General features: G+C 72.4%; 8 protein-coding genes and 2 pseudogenes. 7 read left to right on the plus strand and 3 right to left on the minus strand.

The features are described from left to right. The 3 genes and pseudogenes from DY245_RS25395 to DY245_RS25405 form a co-directional block, all read right to left on the minus strand. Positions 1 to 315: pseudogene (locus tag DY245_RS25395) on the minus strand (MAB_1171c family putative transporter); the annotation flags it as partial. After that, positions 308 to 919, minus strand: a complete 612-nt coding sequence (locus tag DY245_RS25400) for a hypothetical protein (RefSeq protein WP_128509555.1) — start codon at positions 917 to 919, stop codon at positions 308 to 310. The pseudogene DY245_RS25395 and the gene DY245_RS25400, both read right to left, overlap by 8 nt. A gap of 79 nt (positions 920 to 998) precedes the next feature. After that, the gene (locus tag DY245_RS25405; RefSeq protein WP_128509549.1) at positions 999 to 1,487 is read right to left on the minus strand and encodes a helix-turn-helix domain-containing protein; all 489 of its coding nucleotides are present in this window, start codon (positions 1,485 to 1,487) and stop codon (positions 999 to 1,001) included. A gap of 380 nt (positions 1,488 to 1,867) precedes the next feature. Between DY245_RS25405 and DY245_RS25410 the strand changes: the two genes are divergently transcribed. From DY245_RS25410 to DY245_RS25435, 7 genes and pseudogenes are all read left to right on the plus strand, one after another. Beyond that, positions 1,868 to 2,602 (plus strand): thioesterase II family protein, encoded by a 735-nt coding sequence (locus DY245_RS25410; protein ID WP_128509550.1) that lies wholly within the window; start codon positions 1,868 to 1,870, stop codon positions 2,600 to 2,602. 42 nt (positions 2,603 to 2,644) lie between these two features. Continuing rightward, positions 2,645 to 4,597, plus strand: a complete 1,953-nt coding sequence (locus tag DY245_RS25415) for a non-ribosomal peptide synthetase (protein ID WP_128509551.1) — start codon at positions 2,645 to 2,647, stop codon at positions 4,595 to 4,597. Positions 4,598 to 4,635: 38 nt separating this feature from the next. Continuing rightward, positions 4,636 to 5,550 (plus strand): asparagine synthetase B family protein (locus DY245_RS46730; protein ID WP_244943256.1); only part of this gene is annotated, 915 nt, incomplete at its 3' end. Between the two features lies 1 nt (position 5,551). Beyond that, a pseudogene (locus DY245_RS48400) lies at positions 5,552 to 6,507 on the plus strand (asparagine synthase-related protein); the annotation flags it as partial. A 95-nt stretch (positions 6,508 to 6,602) separates the two neighbouring features. Further along, positions 6,603 to 8,186, plus strand: coding sequence for an amino acid adenylation domain-containing protein (locus DY245_RS25425; RefSeq protein ID WP_128509553.1), 1,584 nt, complete (start codon positions 6,603 to 6,605; stop codon positions 8,184 to 8,186). Positions 8,187 to 8,281: 95 nt separating this feature from the next. Then, positions 8,282 to 10,084, plus strand: coding sequence for an acyl-CoA dehydrogenase family protein (locus DY245_RS25430; RefSeq protein ID WP_128509554.1), 1,803 nt, complete (start codon positions 8,282 to 8,284; stop codon positions 10,082 to 10,084). Positions 10,085 to 10,094: 10 nt separating this feature from the next. Beyond that, the coding region (locus DY245_RS25435; RefSeq protein ID WP_181923860.1) for a condensation domain-containing protein at positions 10,095 to 16,454 on the plus strand (6,360 nt) is incomplete at its 3' end.

A 16,454-nucleotide genomic window follows, 5' to 3' on the forward strand; every position in this document is an offset into this window, starting at 1 on the left:
CCTGGCCCGCGCCCGGGCCCGGGCGGCCGCGCCCTCGCCCGCCGTCCAGCGCAGCAGCAACACCAGCGCGCCCGCGGCGAACACCACGACGGAGGAGTAGAGGAAGACCATGGCGAGGTTGGCCACGCCGACCAGCCGGTCGAAGGCGCGGTAGAGGCTGGGCGCGGAGAAGAGGAAGACCGTCGCCACCCCGCCGGTCATCACACAGGCCAGCCCCAGGTCCGCATTGCTGCGGTCACGGAACCAGGCGACGGCCTTGTACGCCACGATCGCCCAGGCGGCCACGCCGAACGACAGATAGATGACGTCAAACACGCGGCCCTCCGTCCCCGGCCGCGCCCGCCTCGACACCGTCGGATCCCCCGCCGTCGGCAGGGGCGTCCTGCCCTCGCCGGACGTGCTGCAACGCGGGCCCGAGCGCCGCCGCCAGTTCGGCCGCCTGGCCCTCCAGGGGGAGTTCGCGCTCGGCCGCCGAGGGCGCCACCCGCTCCATCAGGAGCGTGCCGAGGACCTCGGTCTCCCGCTCGGCGAGGTTGTCATAGCCGTGGTGCCGGGCGAAGCCCATGGTCAGGCCCATCCGCCGCATGGCGGTGGCCACATCGACCGACGGCGTCCACATCTTCAGTGCGTCCTCGGTGACGGCCGGGTCCTGGCCGTGTCCGAGCAGGAGATGGCTCAGTTCGTGCAGCACGATGTGCGCCTGGTGCCAGGGCGAGGTCTTGAGCTCGTAGAAGACCCAGTAGCCCTCGTCGGTGACGGCCGTCATGCCCGAGACCACACCGCCCAGGCTCATCGGCACCAGATGGACGGGCCGCTCCACACGGCTGGCGACGATATCGCACAGCCCGCGCAGATCGGTTGCGGCGGGCAGTGCCAGCTCCTTGATGAGGCGCTTGCACCGCCTTCGTATCTGCCCCACTCGCATGCTCGTCCCGTCCTCGTGTCCGGTCCGCTGCCAGTAATAGAAGACCTGGTCGCGTTCAGCGGTCCGTATCGGGTCACTCACCGCGCCGATCACCGCCCTGCTCCGGCGGATCGGCCGGCAGATTCATCTGCTGCCGGAACTGGGAGATGATCGTCGTCAGGCTGTCCTGCACCTCCGGCGGCAGCCCGACGGAGCGCAGCGCGATGGCGCGCACCCGCTGGTCCCGCATCGCGGCGAGGAAGCGGACCTCTTCCTCCACCCGCGCGGCCTGCGGCTGCGAGAGGTCCCCCAGCAGATAACCGACAGGCACGGCAAAGAACTTGGCCAGCGCGCGCAGCAGTTCCGGGCTCGGGTTCGCACGCCGTCCGTTGCGCAGCATCGACAGATACTGCTCGGTGACCTTGACCCCGCCGTACTCCTCCGCCCCGCCGCTGATCTCCTCGGCCACGAAGGCGTTGGTGTACGGGGCCCCGGGCGGATGCATGTTCGCGAAGAGATGGTTGAGCCGCTCCGCGAGCGCGCTGCCCGCCCCCTTGGACCGGCCGTCGCCCCCCACGCTCATGCCCACCGTCCCCCATCGATCGACCCAACGAACAGTTAAGCCACCAAATCCGCCGCACTCATCCTGTCATGCAACGAACGCGCCGCACCAGTCCACTTACGGACAGTAGGGACCCCCGACTTAACCAGGAGTTGAGTGACAGCACAGAGCAGCCCATTCCCCCTCCCACACCCCATATCAACGAAAGTCCCCCACCACCCATTTCACCCTGCGCAACGGCGACCCGCGCCATGTCATCCGCCTGCCCGCTGCCACGGGGCCGCCCGGCAGCAGGCCAGTGGACCGCAAGGGGAACGCAAGCGGGACGCAAGCCCTCCGCAAGGCGGCCTTCGTACGGTCATCCCTGCGTAAGAACCTGCACGTCAGGAAGGCCTGTTCCGATGAATTCCACTCTCCTCCTGTGCTTTCCGCACTCGGGCGCGGGGCCCTCGTTCTTCATGCCGTGGAAGTCGCTGGCGCCGACCGGCCTCGACATCGCGCCGGTCGGTCTGCCCGGCCGGGAAAAGCGCTTCGCCGAGCCGCCGCTCAACCGGGTGGCGGACGTCGTCGAGGACGTGCTGCCGTGGGTGCGCGAACAGGTCGCGGGCTACGGCGGCGTGGCGCTGTTCGGGCACAGCCTGGGCGCCGTGCTCGCCTTCGAGATGGCGGGCCGGCTGGCCGCCGAGACCACGATCCCGCTGCGCGGCCTGTTCGTGAGCGGGTCGGCAGGTCCCGCGAGCCGGCACGGCCTGGAGGCCACCGGCCTGCCGGACGCGGAGTTCCTCGACCACGTCGAGCGCGCCGTGGGGTACCGCCACCCAGCCTTCGACAATCCGGCCATGCGGGGCATGCTGCTGCCGACGCTGCGGGCCGACATCGAGATGCACGAGCGGTACCGTCCCTCGGCGGGCAGCAGCCTGGACATCCCGATCACGGCGATCCGTGGCTCGGACGATCAGTTGATCGCCGCCGAGCGACTGGCCGAGTGGCGCGACTGCACCACGGACGACTTCCATACCGCCTGCCTGCCCGGTGGACACATGTACCTGGTCGACTCCCCGACGGCGCTGCTCGGCCTGATCGACGGCCGGCTGCGGGACGGCTCAAATCCGCTCGGTAGCCCGTCCGGTCGGTGACCGGCGAGGTCACCCGTGAGGCCACCCGCGAAAAGGACTTCGATGACGAAACCCGCACGCCCAGCAGATCCCGAGCAGCCCTGGCGCGACTGCTCGGTCGCCGGCCCCACGGTGGAGTTCGACCAGGAGGCCCGGATCGAGGACCTCCTGCGGCAGCAGGTGCTGCGCGATCCGGACCGGACCGCGGTGGTCGGCCCGGACTTCTCAGGCCCGGACTCCTCGACGGGGCCGGACTCCGCAGGCCCGGGATCCTCGCTCAGCTACGCGGAACTCGACCGCCGTTCCAACCGCCTGGCCCGCACCCTGCGGGCGCACGGAGCCGGGCCGGGCCGACCGGTGGCGGTCGCGGTCGAACGCTCCTGCGAGATGCTGGTGGCGGTGCTCGCCACGCTCAAGGCCGGCGCCGCCTACGTGCCCGTGGACCTTTCCTACCCCGAGGCCCGGATCGCCTACCTGCTCGCCGACAGCCGGGCCGAGCTGGTCCTCGCCCGGCCCGGCTCGCCGGCTCGGGTGCCCGAGCACTGCACGGTCCTCGATCCGTACGCGCCCGCCAGCTACGCCGACGACGACAGTCCGGTGGATCGGCTCGGGCGCAGCACCGACCTCGCGTACGTCATCTACACCTCGGGGTCCACCGGCCACCCCAAGGGGGTGATGGTCGAACACCGCTCGGTGGTCAACCGCTTGAGCTGGATGCAGCGCGAGTACCCGCTCAGCGCCGCGGACGTGATCCTGCAGAAGACGCCGATCGCCTTCGACGTGTCCGTCTGGGAGCTGTTCTGGTGGATGCGCGCGGGCGCTCGCGTCCATCTGCTGGAGCCCGGCGGGGAGAAGAACCCGGACCGGATCATGTCGGCCGTCGAACGGCACGGCGTCACCGTCCTGCACTTCGTGCCGTCGATGCTGAACGCGTTCCTGGAGTACGCGCAAGCCACCGGGCAGCACCGGCGACTGGGCGGCCTGCGGCAGGTGTTCGCCAGCGGCGAGGCGCTGACCAGCCATCACGTCCGCCGATTCCACGCCGTGTTCGGCCCGCTCGGGGGCACCGAGCTGGTCAACCTCTACGGGCCGACCGAGGCGACGGTCGACGTCACCCACCATCGCTGCGCCGACCCGGACCCGGCGCGGGTGCCGATCGGGCGACCCATCGACAACACCCGCCTGTACGTGTTGGACGAGCGGCTGCGCCCCACTCCCCCGGGCGCGAGCGGCGAGTTGTGCATCGCGGGTGTCGGCCTGGCGCGCGGCTACCTGCGCCGCGAGCAGCTCACGGCCGAGCGTTTCGTGGCGGACCCGTTCCCCGGTGAGGACCGCGTCTACCGCACCGGGGACCTGGTCCGGCTGCGGCCCGACGGGGCCATCGAGTATCTGGGCCGCAACGACCACCAGGTCAAGATCAGCGGCGTCCGGATCGAGCTCGGCGAGGTCGAGGAGGCGCTGCTGCGGCACCCGGCGGTCACCGGCGCGGTGGTCGTGGCCCGGTCGGCGCCCGGCGGCGACCCGCAGCTGTGCGCCTATGTGCAGAGCCGGACGGCGGTGGCGGCGGGCGAGTTGCGTCGGCACCTGGCGCAGATCGTGCCCGCGGCCATGGTGCCCGCCCACCTGGTGCGGCTGGCCGCGTTCCCGCTCACCTCGAACGGCAAGCTCGACCGGGCCGCGCTGCCGCTGCCGGCCGATGCCGACGCCGCTCGGCCGGCGGGGACGACGCCCGGCGAGGAGGCAGCGGACCACACCGGCGGCCACGCAGCGCGGGCGCCGCGGTGGGCCGAGCGGACCATCGCCGCGGCCTGGGCGAAGGTACTCGGCGTGCCCGCCGAGCAGATCAGGGCCGAGGACAACTTCTTCGACCTCGGCGGCACTTCGCTGGGGGTGCTCAAGGTCGCCACCGAGCTCAGCGGACTGCTGACCCTTGAGGACCTGATGCGCCAGTCCGATCTCGGCCCGCTCGCGGAGACTCTGCGGCAGGCGCGGACCACCGGCCACGGCGTGCACTGAACGCCTCCCGGTACCCACACACCAAGGAAAGGAAGCATGTGTCCGGAATCGCCGGCTGGATCGACTTCGAGCGGGACGTGGCACGCGAGCGGCACGCCGTCCTCGCCATGACGGCCTCCCTCGCCGGCCGCGGCCCGCACGGAGAGGGCCTGTGGGCCTGTCCGCGCGCGGTGCTCGGGCAGCGTGGCACCGGCGCGGTGAACGAGAACGACGCCGGCAAGCCGGTGGTGGTGACAGAGCAGGGCCGGCCGGTGGCGGTGATCAGCTACGACGGGTCGGTGTCCAACATCGCCACGCTGCGCCGGCAGTTGACCGACGCCGGTGAGCACTTCAGCTGCGGCAGCGAGGTCGAGGTGGTGCTGCGCGCCTATCTCCGATGGGGGACGGGGGGCGTGCAGCGGCTCGACGGCATGTTCGCGTTCGCCATCTGGGATCTGCGTGTCAATGAGTTGATACTCGTCAGAGATCGCATGGGTATCAAGCCATTGAGCTACCTTCCGCTGAAGGCCGGCGTCCTCTTCGGCTCGGAGCCCAAGGCGATCCTGGCGCACCCGCTGGCCAACGCCCGGGTCGACGCCGACGGGCTTCGCACCGTGCTGACGGCGATCAAGGTGCCCGGGCGCGGCGTCTTCCGCGACCTGCACGAGGTGGCCCCGGGGCATATCGTCCAGGTCGGCGTGAACGGCATCCGCACCGAGGCCTACTGGCGGCTGCGCCCGATCCCGCACACCGAGAGCCTGGATGAGACGGTCGACACCGTCCGCCGGCTGCTGACCACGGCGGTCGCCTCGGCCATGACCGGCGAGCCCGCCCCCGGGATCCTGCTCTCCGGCGGCCTGGACTCCAGTGCGATGGCCGCTCTGGCCGCGCCCCGGACACCGGAAGGCGAGCCGCTGCGCACGTTCACCGTGGGGATCGGCGCGAACGCCGGCAGCGTGCCGGACAGCCCCTACNGGATCGGCGCGAACGCCGGCAGCGTGCCGGACAGCCCCTACGTGGCGGAGGTGGTGAACCACCTGGACACCCGTCACCTGGAGGCGCCGCTCGATCCGGGGGTGCTCGCCGACCCGGTGGTGCGCACCGCGGTGCTGATGGCCAAGGACCTGCCGACGCCCTACGGCGACAAGAACATCACGCCCTACCTCTTCTTCCGGTCGGTGGGCGAGCACATCAAGGTGGCGCTGTCCGGCGAGGCGGCCGACACCGTGTTCGGCGGGTTCGCCTGGGCCGGCGACCCGACCATCGTCGAGGCCGAGATGTTCCCGTGGCTGACGCTGGCGCGCAAACTCGGCCTTGAACACGGCATCGGCGCCGGGCTGCTGGACCCGGCGCTGCTCGACTGGCTGGCCCTGGACACGTACTGCACCGAGCAGTACCACGACGCGATCTCCGAGGTCGAGCACCTGCCGGATTCCACCGGACTCGAACGCCGGATGCGCGAGCTCTCCTATCTGCACCTGACCCGGTGGCTGGACCCGCTCCTGCTGCACTCCGAGCGGCTGGGCACCGCGGGCGCTCTGGAGATCCGGTTCCCCTTCTGCGACCACCGCCTGGTGGAGTACCTCTACAACACCCCGTGGGCGATGAAGTCCTACGACGGCCGGGAGAAGAGTCTGCTGCGGGCCGTTGCCCGCGAGTTGCTGCCGCCCTCGATCCTGACCCGGCCCAAGACGCCCTTCCCCGTGACGTACGACGACGGCTACAAGACGCACCTGCGCGATGCGCTGGCGGGCGTCCTGGCCGACCCGCACGCCCCCGTCTCGGCGCTGCTCGACACCAAGGCCGCGCAGGCCTTCGTCGAGGACCCGCGGTTGATCGACCGCGGCGGCTGGCTGGGCCGGGCCGACGTCGAGATGGCACTCCAGCTCAACACCTGGCTCGACCGGTACGGGGTCCGCCTGGTGCTGTGAACCCGGCGCCGGCACCGGCCACCCCTGGTACCGGCCACCCCACCACCGGCCGGCCAGGCCGATCGCACGCAGCTCCACCGAAGGCGAGAAGCAGCATGGAAATCCCTCTGGACCTGTATCAGCGCTTCGCCGCGCAAGCCGCCCGCACCCCCGACGCGCAGGCCCTCTCGGACGGCCACAAACACCTGACGTATCGTCAACTTCTCCTGCATGCAGACCAGTTGGCGGCAGTCCTGGTGCGGCAGATCCCCACCCCCGGCGCGCGGATCGGCCTGTACGCGGAGCGCGGGAACGCGGTGGTGATCGCGATTCTGGCCGTCCTCGCGGCCGGACACACCTACGTCCCCTTCGATCCCGGCTACCCGGCCGACCGGTTGCGGTACATAGCCGATGACGCGGCGCTGTCGGCCGTGGTCGCGGACCAGGATCCGGGCGAGGTGCTGGCCGGCCTGCCCGTGCTGCGGATGGACCGCCTGGAACCGGTCGTGCCGGGGACCACCGCCGTCGAGCGTCCGGCGTCGGCGCCGGACAGCCCCGCCTACGTGATCTACACCTCCGGGTCGACCGGGCGCCCGAAGGGCGTCGAGGTCTCGCACCGCAACGTCGCCACCCTGCTCGACGCCTGCGATCAGGTGCTCGACCTCGGCGGAGCCGACGTCTGGACGCTCTTCCACTCGCACTGCTTCGACTTCTCGGTCTGGGAGATGTGGGGAGCGCTGACCCGCGGCGCCCGGCTGGTCGTGGTCCCGGCCGACACCGCGAGTTCGCCCAGGGCCCTGCACCGGCTGCTGGTCGAGGAGGGGGTGACGGTGCTCAACCAGGTGCCCTCCGTCTTCCGCTACCTGGCCCGTTCGGCGGCCCGCCGGACCAACGACCCGGTCCCGGGCCTGCGTTACGTGATCTTCGGGGGTGAGCCGATCGACCCGGACTCGGTGCGCAGCTGGCGCGAGCGCGCGGGCGACGGCACCCGCTTCGTCAACATGTACGGCATCACCGAGACCACCGTCTTCGCCACCTACCGCTTCCTGGACGACGCGGCTGACGCGGCGGCCGGCCCGCGGGACACGGCGGCGGACACCTCCTGTGGCGACGCCGCCCCCGATCCGGCTGCGCACATCGGGCACCCGCTGCCCGGCTACACCGTCCTGGTGCTGGACGAGGCGGACGCGCCCGTTGCCCCCGGCGAGGTCGGCGAGATCCACGTGGCGGGCGCCGCCGTCTCGCTCGGCTACCTCGGCCGGCCCGACCTCACCGCGGCGCGCTTCCCGGTCCTACGGGTACCGGGCCACCCGGCCCAGCGGTACTACCGCAGCGGCGACCTGGCCCGGATGCTGCCTGACGGGAGCCTTGAGTTCGCGGGCCGGGCCGACGACCAGGTCAAGATCAACGGCTTCCGGATCGAGCTGGGCGAGGTCGAGGCGGCGATGCGCACCGCCCCGGGCGTGGTCGACCTGGTCGTCGCGCCCGTCACGACCGCCGTCGGCGACCCCGTGCTGGCCGCGTTCTACACCACCGAGGACGACGCGTCCGAGGGAGTGCAAGAGCGCCTGCTGGCGCATGCGCGCCACCGCCTGCCCGCCCACATGATCCCCCATCACCTGGTGCGGCTGCCCGAGCTGCCGCTGAACGCCTCGGGCAAGACCGACCGGCGGGCGCTGGCCGACCTGGTGACGCGCTGACAGTGCCGCGCCGATGCGCGCCCCGTCCCCGTACGCCCTGCGCACCCTCACCGCCCCCGTCGTACCCCAGCCCCATATACCTCCGGACGGAGACCATGGCGACCAGCTCGCGCCCGCACACCGTTTCGCGCCCGCAGAACCTCTGGCACACCCCAGGAGTACCGAGCTTCCTGGAGGACCTCTACCGGGGCACGTTCCGCTGGGACCTCATCCACCCCTTCCCCGTGCAGGACGGGGCCGACCAGCAGGCCGGTGACCGCGTCCTGGCCGCCTTCGGCGCCCTCCTCCGGGAGCGGGTCGATCCCACCGAGGTCGATGTCTCCCAGCGGCTGCCGACCGGTCTGCTGGACGCACTGGTGGCCGGCGGCTACACCAGACTGCAGGCCGATCCCGAACTCGGCGGCCTGGGCCTGTCGAGCATGAACACCTTCCGGATCGTCCAGGCGGCCGCGAGCTGGTCCATGCCGGTGGCGCAGCTGCTCTCGGTGCAGAACACCATCGGTGTCGGCTCCTACCTGCCGGCCCTGCCTCCGGGGCCGTTGCGCGACACCATCAGTGCCCGGGTCCGGGGCGGTGTCATCTCCGGCAACGCGGACACCGAGCCGGCCGGGGCCGCCAACCGGCGGCGCATGACGATCGCCACCCCCATCGAGGGCGGCGCCGCGTACCTGCTGAACGGACAGAAGGTCTTCACCGGCAACGGCCCGGTCGCGGGCATGGTGAACGTCACCGCGACGGTGCAGGGGCCGGACCGCGACCGGGTCCGGGTGTTCTTCGTCGACACCAGCAGTCCTGGCTTCAGCGTGTCCGCGCACCACGAGTTCATGGGGCTCAAGGGGTTCCCGGCCGGCGCGCTCACCTTCGACAACGTGCGGGTGCCGGCCGAGCTGGTGATGGTCGAGGAGGAGCACAACCGCCGCCTCACCCCCGAGTTGAGCCGCCTGATCATCCGGGGCCGGGTGCACACCATCGCGGGCCCGTCGCTGGCCTTCGGCAAACTCTGCCTGCACTGGTCACGGGAGTTCGCCAACCGGCGACAGGTGGACGACCGCCCGCTCGGCTCCTTCGAGGAGATCCAGCGCATGGTCTCGGCGACCCTCTCCGAGGTCTTCGCGCTGGAGACGTTGGCCCAGTGGTGCCTGCTGGGCGAGGACGCCAGGGACGGAGAACGGGCCGTCAACCTGCGCTACGAGCAGGTCGCGGCCAAGAACCTGTCCTCGATGACCTGCTGGCGCATGGTCGACCGGACCATGTCACTGCTGGGCGCCGAGGGCTATGAGAGCGCCCAGAGCAAGGCCCGGCGCGGAGCGCAACCGCTGCCGGTGGAGCGGGCCTTCCGGGAGGCCCGGGGTCTGCGGATCTCTGGTGGAGTGGACTTCCAGATCGACAACTGGACCTCGCAGGTGGGCATCTTCTGGTGCTACTACCCGGAACCGGAGAACGCGCGGGCGATCGAGTCGGAGCAGGTCGACGTCAGCTGCCTGGACGACGCCGACCTGACCGAACCCAACCTCGACCACCTGCGGTTCACCGCCCACCAGGTCAAGGCCTTCGCCCGGACCTGCCTGGCGCTGGCCCGCCGCCACCCGGACCCCCAGGAGCTGTTCGCCCAGGAGCACCTGCTGATCCAGTTGAACCAGGTCGCGAGCGAGCTGCTGCTGATGTCCCTGGTGCTGGCCAGGACCTCGCGGTACGGCCGACTGGGGCCCGACAGCACCCAGGAGTTGGCCGACCTCTACTGCGCCGCCGCCCGCCGCCGGATCGACGACCTGTGGCGCCGGATCACCGTGGAGCAGCCCGGCGAGCACGCGAGCGCCAGCGCCGCGTGGCTGGCCGGCGACCGGTGGGCGCACCTGATGTCCGACGTACTGACCGAGACCCCGCCGACGGCTAGCTGAAGGAATGATCGTGACAGCTCAACACCTCGACCTCGGCGACTCGACCCGGCCGGCAGCGCCCGACCAGGACCACCGGGACAGTCGGGAGCATCAAGGCAACTGGGATGACGCGCTGCCGCTCTCGGTCGGACAGGAGGCCATGTGGGTGTCCTGGCAGCTCGACCCGCAGCAGTGGACCCACATCATCCCCACCCCCTTCCTGGTCCACGGCGACCTCGACCTCGACCGGTTGCGCCAGGCCGTCGCGGAGCTGGGCCGGCGGTATCCGACACTGCGGGCCCGGGTCCGTCAGCACCCCGAGGGACCCCGGCTGACCTGGGCCGGGGCACCGGCGATCCCGGTGACCGAGCACAAGGTGGACCAGCCCCTGGACGAGGCCGTCCGGTCCACCTGGCAGCGCCCGTTCGATCTGGCCAACGGCCCGCTCGCCCGGGTCGATGTGCTGCGCGGCACGGACTGGACGGTGCTGCTGATCGCCGTCCACCACCTGGTCTTCGACGGCGCCTCGATCCTGCGCCTGCTGGCCCAGTTGCGGCGCGCCTACGCCGGCGAGGCGCTCGGTCCGGTGGACGACCCCGGGCCGGTCACCGCCTTCGCCCAGCGCTCCCACGCCTTCGCCGAGGGGCCTGAGGGGGAGGAACTCCGCGCGTACTGGCGCGAGTTCCTCGGCGAGGACGTGCCCGCGCTCCCGCTGCCCGCCAGCCTCGACGCGCCCGGCTACCACGTCCACCGAACGGTCCTCGACCCGGTGCTCTCGGCCCAGGTGACCGAGCGCGCGGCCGCACTCGGCGTCAGCCGCTTCACCTTCCTCTTCGGCGCCTACTTCGTCCTGCTGCGCCGCTACACCGGCCAGGACGACCTTCTCGTCTCCGCGCCCTTCCACGGGCGGCGCGCCCCGGAACTGGCGGACCGGATCGGCTTCTTCGTCAATGCCCTGCCGATCAGGCAGCGTCTGGCGGGTTCCGACGACTACGCAGGGGTGCTGCGCCGGCTGCGGGCCGACATGCGCGCCTGCCAGGCGCACGGCGACCTGCCGTTGCCCGCCATCCTGCAGCAGGTGGGGCTCGGCGGCTGGGCGGCCCACCGCCGCACGCACCAGACGGTGTTCCAGTACTGGGACGCCTCCCGCGCCACGGAGGTGGACGTCAAGGCGTTCGCACTGGGCGGCCCGGGCGGCGACGGCTGCACGCTGCGGCTGCTCGACATGGAGAGCTCCGCCGACTACACGCTGACCACGATGGTCCGCGAGGACGGCAACCACACCAGCCTGCTGTGGAAGGACCCGACGGGCGCGGTCGGGCCGCAGCTGATCGCGGCGATGGCCGAGGAGTACCTGCGAACGCTGGCCGACATGGTGGCCCACCCGGAGCGGACGCTGGCCCAGGCACCCGGGCCCGCCCGGTCGGGAGTATCGGAGCAGCCGTCCGCGGCCCCGGCTTCGGCTTCGGCTTCGGCTTCGGCTTCGGCTTCGGCTTCGGCTTCGGCTTCGGCTTCGGCTTCGGCTTCGGCTTCGGCTTCGGCGGACGCTGGTTGGTCGCTGGCCGAGCGGGTGGCCCGGCAGGCCCGCGACCCGCATCACCGGGTCGCGGTGACGGCCGACTCGGGTGAGCTCGGCTACCAGGAGCTGGACGCGCGAGCCCAGGGCCTGGCCGGGCTGTTGACGGCGCGTGGGGTGCAGCGCGAGGACGTGGTCGGCATCCTCGCCCCGCGCACGCCCGAGCTCGTCGTCGCGCTGCTCGCCACCCTCAGGGCGGGCGCCGGCTTCGTGCTACTGGACCCGGAGCAGCCGGACGAGGCGCTGCGGGCGATCCTTGGCGACAGCCGGCCCTACCTGGTGCTGACGGTTCACGAGCTGAGCGCCCGGCTGCCCGAGGGGACGGCCACGCTGCTGCTGTCCGAGGCGCCGCCCGCGGTGGACGGCGCCGCCGCGCCGGCGACCGTCCGGGCGGACCAACTGGCCTTCCTCCTCCACCCGGTGGCCGAGGCGGCCGGGATCGCGTTCGAGCACCGCAGTCTGGCCGCGCTGGGCGACTGGGCCGCTCGGGCCTTCACCCCGGCCGAGTTGGACGGGGTGTGGTGCGCGCCGGGCAGCGGGGCGGTCCCCGCGCTGCTGGCGCTGCTGCTCCCGCTCGGCGCGGGCGGCCGGGTCCAGCTCTCCCCCGCAGCCGTCTCCCCTGCTGCGCGGGCCGGACTGCTGATCACCGATCTCCCGGGAGCGCGCGAGCTGCTCGCCCAGGACGCGGACCTATCGGGCCTCGCGGGGCTGGCCGTGCACGGCCCGGACCTGCCGGCGAGCCTGGCCCGCGCGCTCGCCGAGCGCGCCCCCGGCCTGCGGATCCACCACGTGTACGGGCAGCACGCCACCGCCCTGGTCGCCACCGCCGAGCAGTACGTCCCCGGCGTCCCCCCGAGGCTGGGCCGCCCGGTCGACGGCGTGGCACTGGCCGTACTCGACCCCGACGGCAACCACGCTCCGCTCGGCGTCCACGGGGAGCTACACCTCGGCGGCCCCCTGGTGGCCCGCGGCCACTGGCGGCGGTCCGACGCGGACGCCCGGCAGTTCGTCACCGGCCCGGACGGGCGCCGGCTGGCGCGCACCGGTGACCTGGTGCGCCTGCTGCCGGACGGCCGGGTGGAGTACCTGGGGCGGCTGGACGAGCGCGTGGAGACGACGAGCGGTCCGCTGTACCCGAGCCGGCTGGCGGCGCTGCTGGCGGAGCATCCGGCGATCGGCCACGCCGAGCTGCGGGTCGAGCGGAATCCGTCCGGTGCGGCCCTGCTCACCGCGCGGGTGACGCCGCGTCACCCGGAGCGGCCCACGAGCGGTCTGCCGGAGGAGCTGCGGGAACTGCTGCGCGGCTCGCCCGCCGGCCGTGAACTGGAGATCACGGTCGAGATCGTGCCCGCTGACGGGGAGGCGTGGGGCGGGGCGGCACAGGGCGACGAGGCGTCCGGCGCCGACCCCGGTGCCGACTCCAGCGTCGGTGAACTGGCGAAGATCTGGTCCGAGGTGCTGGGTGGCGTCACGCCGGGCGTCGGCGACTCCTTCTTCGAGCTCGGCGGCCACTCGCTGCTCGCCGGCCTGCTGATAGACCACGTGGCGGACCACTTCGGCGTGGAGCTGCCGCTGCGGACCCTGTTCGAGGCCCCTCGGCTGGGCGACTTCGCAGCCCTGCTCGACCAGCACCTCCCCCGGTCGGCCGCGCCCTCCGAGGCGGCAGTGGCAAAGGGCCCGGCAGAGCCCGCGGGGGCGTTCGCGGCCTCGGGATTTCAGGAGCGGATCTGGTTCGCGGAACGCCTGGAGCCCGACAGCGCGCTCTACAACGTGCCGCTCGGCTGGCGGATCGACGGGCGGTTGGACCCGGTCCTGCTGGAGCGGGCGCTGGCCCTGCTGGTCGAACGCCAGGAGATCCTGCGCACCCGCTTCATCGACCACGACGGCCGCCTCCTGCAGGTGGTCGGCGCCCCCTGGGCGCCCGTCGTGGAACGCGCCGACTACTCCGCGCACGCCCCGGCCGAGGCCGAGCAACGCCTCGACTCCTGGCTCCACCAGGCCGCCCGGCAGCCGTTCGACGTGGCCTCGGGGCGCCTGCTGCGCGCCGCACTCATCGACCTCGGCACCCAGCAGATCCTCTTCCTCTGTCTGCACCACCTGGTCTGGGACGGCGAGTCGGCTCCCGTCCTGATGCGTGAACTGGACCAGCTGTACAGCGCGGTCGCGCCGGCGCCCGAGCCTCGTGCGGTGGCAGAGGCAACCGGGCCCGAGCCGCGGAGCCTGCCGCGCTGGTCCGTACTGGCCCAGCTCTGGTCGGAGGTGCTGGGCGCGCCGGACCCCGGGGTGGACGACTCCTTCTTCGAGTCCGGCGGTACCTCGCTGAAGGTGAGCACACTGGTGGCCCGCCTCTACGAGCAACTGGGCATCGAGGTGTCGGTTCGCGACCTCTTCGAGCACCAACGGCTAGGCGACCTGGCCCAGTTGGTCGATCGGCGTTGCGCAGAGCTGTCCGGCGGGCTCGGTGGGGCACCGCACCCACCAGCGGAGCGGACACTCTCCGAGGAGGAGAGCGCGCGGGCGTTCGCGGCCTCGGGCTTCCAGCAGCGGATCTGGTTCGCGGAACGCCTGGAGCCCGGCACCGCGCTCTACAACGTGCCGCTCGGCTGGCGGATCGACGGGCGGTTGGACCCGGCCCTGCTGGAGCGGGCGCTGGCCCTGCTGGTCGAACGCCAGGAGATCCTGCGCACCCGCTTCATCGACCACGACGGCCACCTCGTCCAGCTGGTCGACGCCCCCTGGGCACCCGTCGTGGAACGCGCCGACTACTCGACACAGCCACCGGCCGAGGCCGAGCGGCACCTCGAAGCCTGGCTCCACCAGGCCGCCCGGCAACCCTTCGACGTCACCTCGGGCCACCTGCTGCGCGCCGCACTCATCGACCTCGGCACCCAGCAAGTCCTCTTCCTCTGCCTGCACCACCTCGCCTTTGACGGTGAGTCGGCCCCCGTGCTGCTGCGCGAACTCGGCCGCTGCTACGCGAGCGTGAGCGGCGAGTCCGGCGTACCCGGTGAGCCCGGTGCACCCGGTGAGCTGCCCGCGCCCACCCAGTACCGCGACTACGTCCGGGACGCCGCGGAGCACGACGGCCGTACCGCCACGTCGCTCGCCTACTGGGCCGAGGCGCTGCGCGGTGCGCCCAGCGCGCTGCCGTTCAAGCCCCCGGCGACGCCCGAACCGCACGGCGCCGTCACGATTCCGCTCGCCCCGGACCTGCGGGAGCGGCTGCGCGGTGTGCTGGCCGAGCAGGAGGTCTCCTGGTTCATGGTGGTGGCGACCGCGCTGGCCGCGCTGCTGCACCGCTGGACCGGGCGGGACGACGTGACCTTCGGGACGCCCGTCTCCGACCGTCGCCGCGAGCACGCCGAGGTGGTGGGCCCGTGCCTGAACACCGTGGTGGTCCGGTCGCGGTCCGCGGCCGACACGACCCTTGCCGAGCTGCTGGCCGAGCTGCGCGGCACCCTGCTGGACGCCCTGCAGCACCAGCGCGCGCCGTTCGAGTCCGTGGTCAAGCAGCTGGCGCCCGTGCGGCTGCCGGAGCGCACGCCCTACGTGGACGTGACGCTGAACATGAACGTCAAGCCGGAGGCCTGGCCGCTGCTGGGTGGTCTGGAGCTGCGGCCGGTCCTGTTCGACTCGCGGTGGGAGTACGAGACCAAGTTCGGCCTCACCATCACCGTCCAGCTGGTGGACGGGCAGCTGCGTGCGGCGCTCTCCTACCGGGGGGACCGCTTCTCCGCCGCTGACGCGGACCGCCTCGCGCGGAGCCTGGGCGAGCTGCTCGACCGATTCCCCGAGCTGCTCCATCAGCCCGTCAACTCCCTGGCCCTGGCCGCCGAGGCACCTTCGGGCCCAGTGCAGCCGGTTGCCGCGCCCGCGCAGTACCGCGACTTCATCCAGGCGCAGCTCGCTCGGCGCGCCGAGGGCGCCAACGAGGCGGGGCTCGCCTTCTGGGCGGACTTCCTGCGTGACGCGCCGGCGTACCTGGAGCTGCCGGTGCCCGCCGTCCCGGGCGGGCACGGGTCCGTGCCGGTGCCGATCCCGGCCGAACTCCTGCCGCGCCTGCGGCGGTTGCAGGCCGAACACGGCGTCAGTATGTACATGGTGGCCGCGGCCGCCCTGAGCACGGTGCTGCATCGTTGGACCGGCCAGGACGACCTGGTCTTCGGCACCCCCGTCTCCAACCGGTCGCAGGGCTTCGCGGACATCCTCGGCCCCTGCCTGAACACGGTGGTGATCCGGTGCCGGCAGCAGCGCCGGAGTACCCCGGCCCAGGTGCTGCGCGAGGTGCGGGAGAGCGCACTGTCCGCGTTCGAGCACCATCAGGTGCCGTTCGAGCTGGTCGTGGACCGGTTGAACCCGCCGCGCCGGCCCGGCTGGCTGCCGTACATCGACGTGACGCTGACCATGCAGAGCGCGCCACCCACCGGCTCACGGTCGCTGCACGGTCTGGCGCTGACCCCGCTCGACATCGGCCAGAGCGCCGAGACGCTCGGCAAGTTCGGCCTGGCTGTGGGCTTCGTGGAGGGGGCGGACACGCTGGTGGGGACGGTGACCTATCGCGGTGAGCGGTTGGACGCCGAGGACGCCGCCGCGTTCGCCCGACAGCTGGGGCAGGTGCTGGAGACGTTCGCGAGCGACGCTGAGCTGCCGTTGGACGCCCTGGAACTCGCCGCACCACGTCGCGGACGTACCGGCGAGCGCACGAGCGGGCCTACGGGCGGCCGGAGTTGGAGCACCGCCGCGAACGCCGCGCCGCGGCCGTGGGCCGCCGCCCCCGCCGTCGACCGCCCGGACACCCGCCCTGCCGCCCGCCCC

The sequence above is a fragment of the Streptomyces inhibens genome, assembly GCF_003389455.1.
Classification (GTDB): domain Bacteria; phylum Actinomycetota; class Actinomycetes; order Streptomycetales; family Streptomycetaceae; genus Streptomyces; species Streptomyces inhibens.

Coding starts and splice junctions, on each gene's coding strand:
- DY245_RS25405 (WP_128509549.1), bottom strand. CDS start 1,487: ATGAGCGTGGGGGGCGACGGCCGGTCCAAGGGGGCGGGCAGCGCGCTC.
- DY245_RS25410 (WP_128509550.1), top strand. CDS start 1,868: ATGAATTCCACTCTCCTCCTGTGCTTTCCGCACTCGGGCGCGGGGCCC.
- DY245_RS25415 (WP_128509551.1), top strand. CDS start 2,645: ATGACGAAACCCGCACGCCCAGCAGATCCCGAGCAGCCCTGGCGCGAC.
- DY245_RS25425 (WP_128509553.1), top strand. CDS start 6,603: ATGGAAATCCCTCTGGACCTGTATCAGCGCTTCGCCGCGCAAGCCGCC.
- DY245_RS25430 (WP_128509554.1), top strand. CDS start 8,282: ATGGCGACCAGCTCGCGCCCGCACACCGTTTCGCGCCCGCAGAACCTC.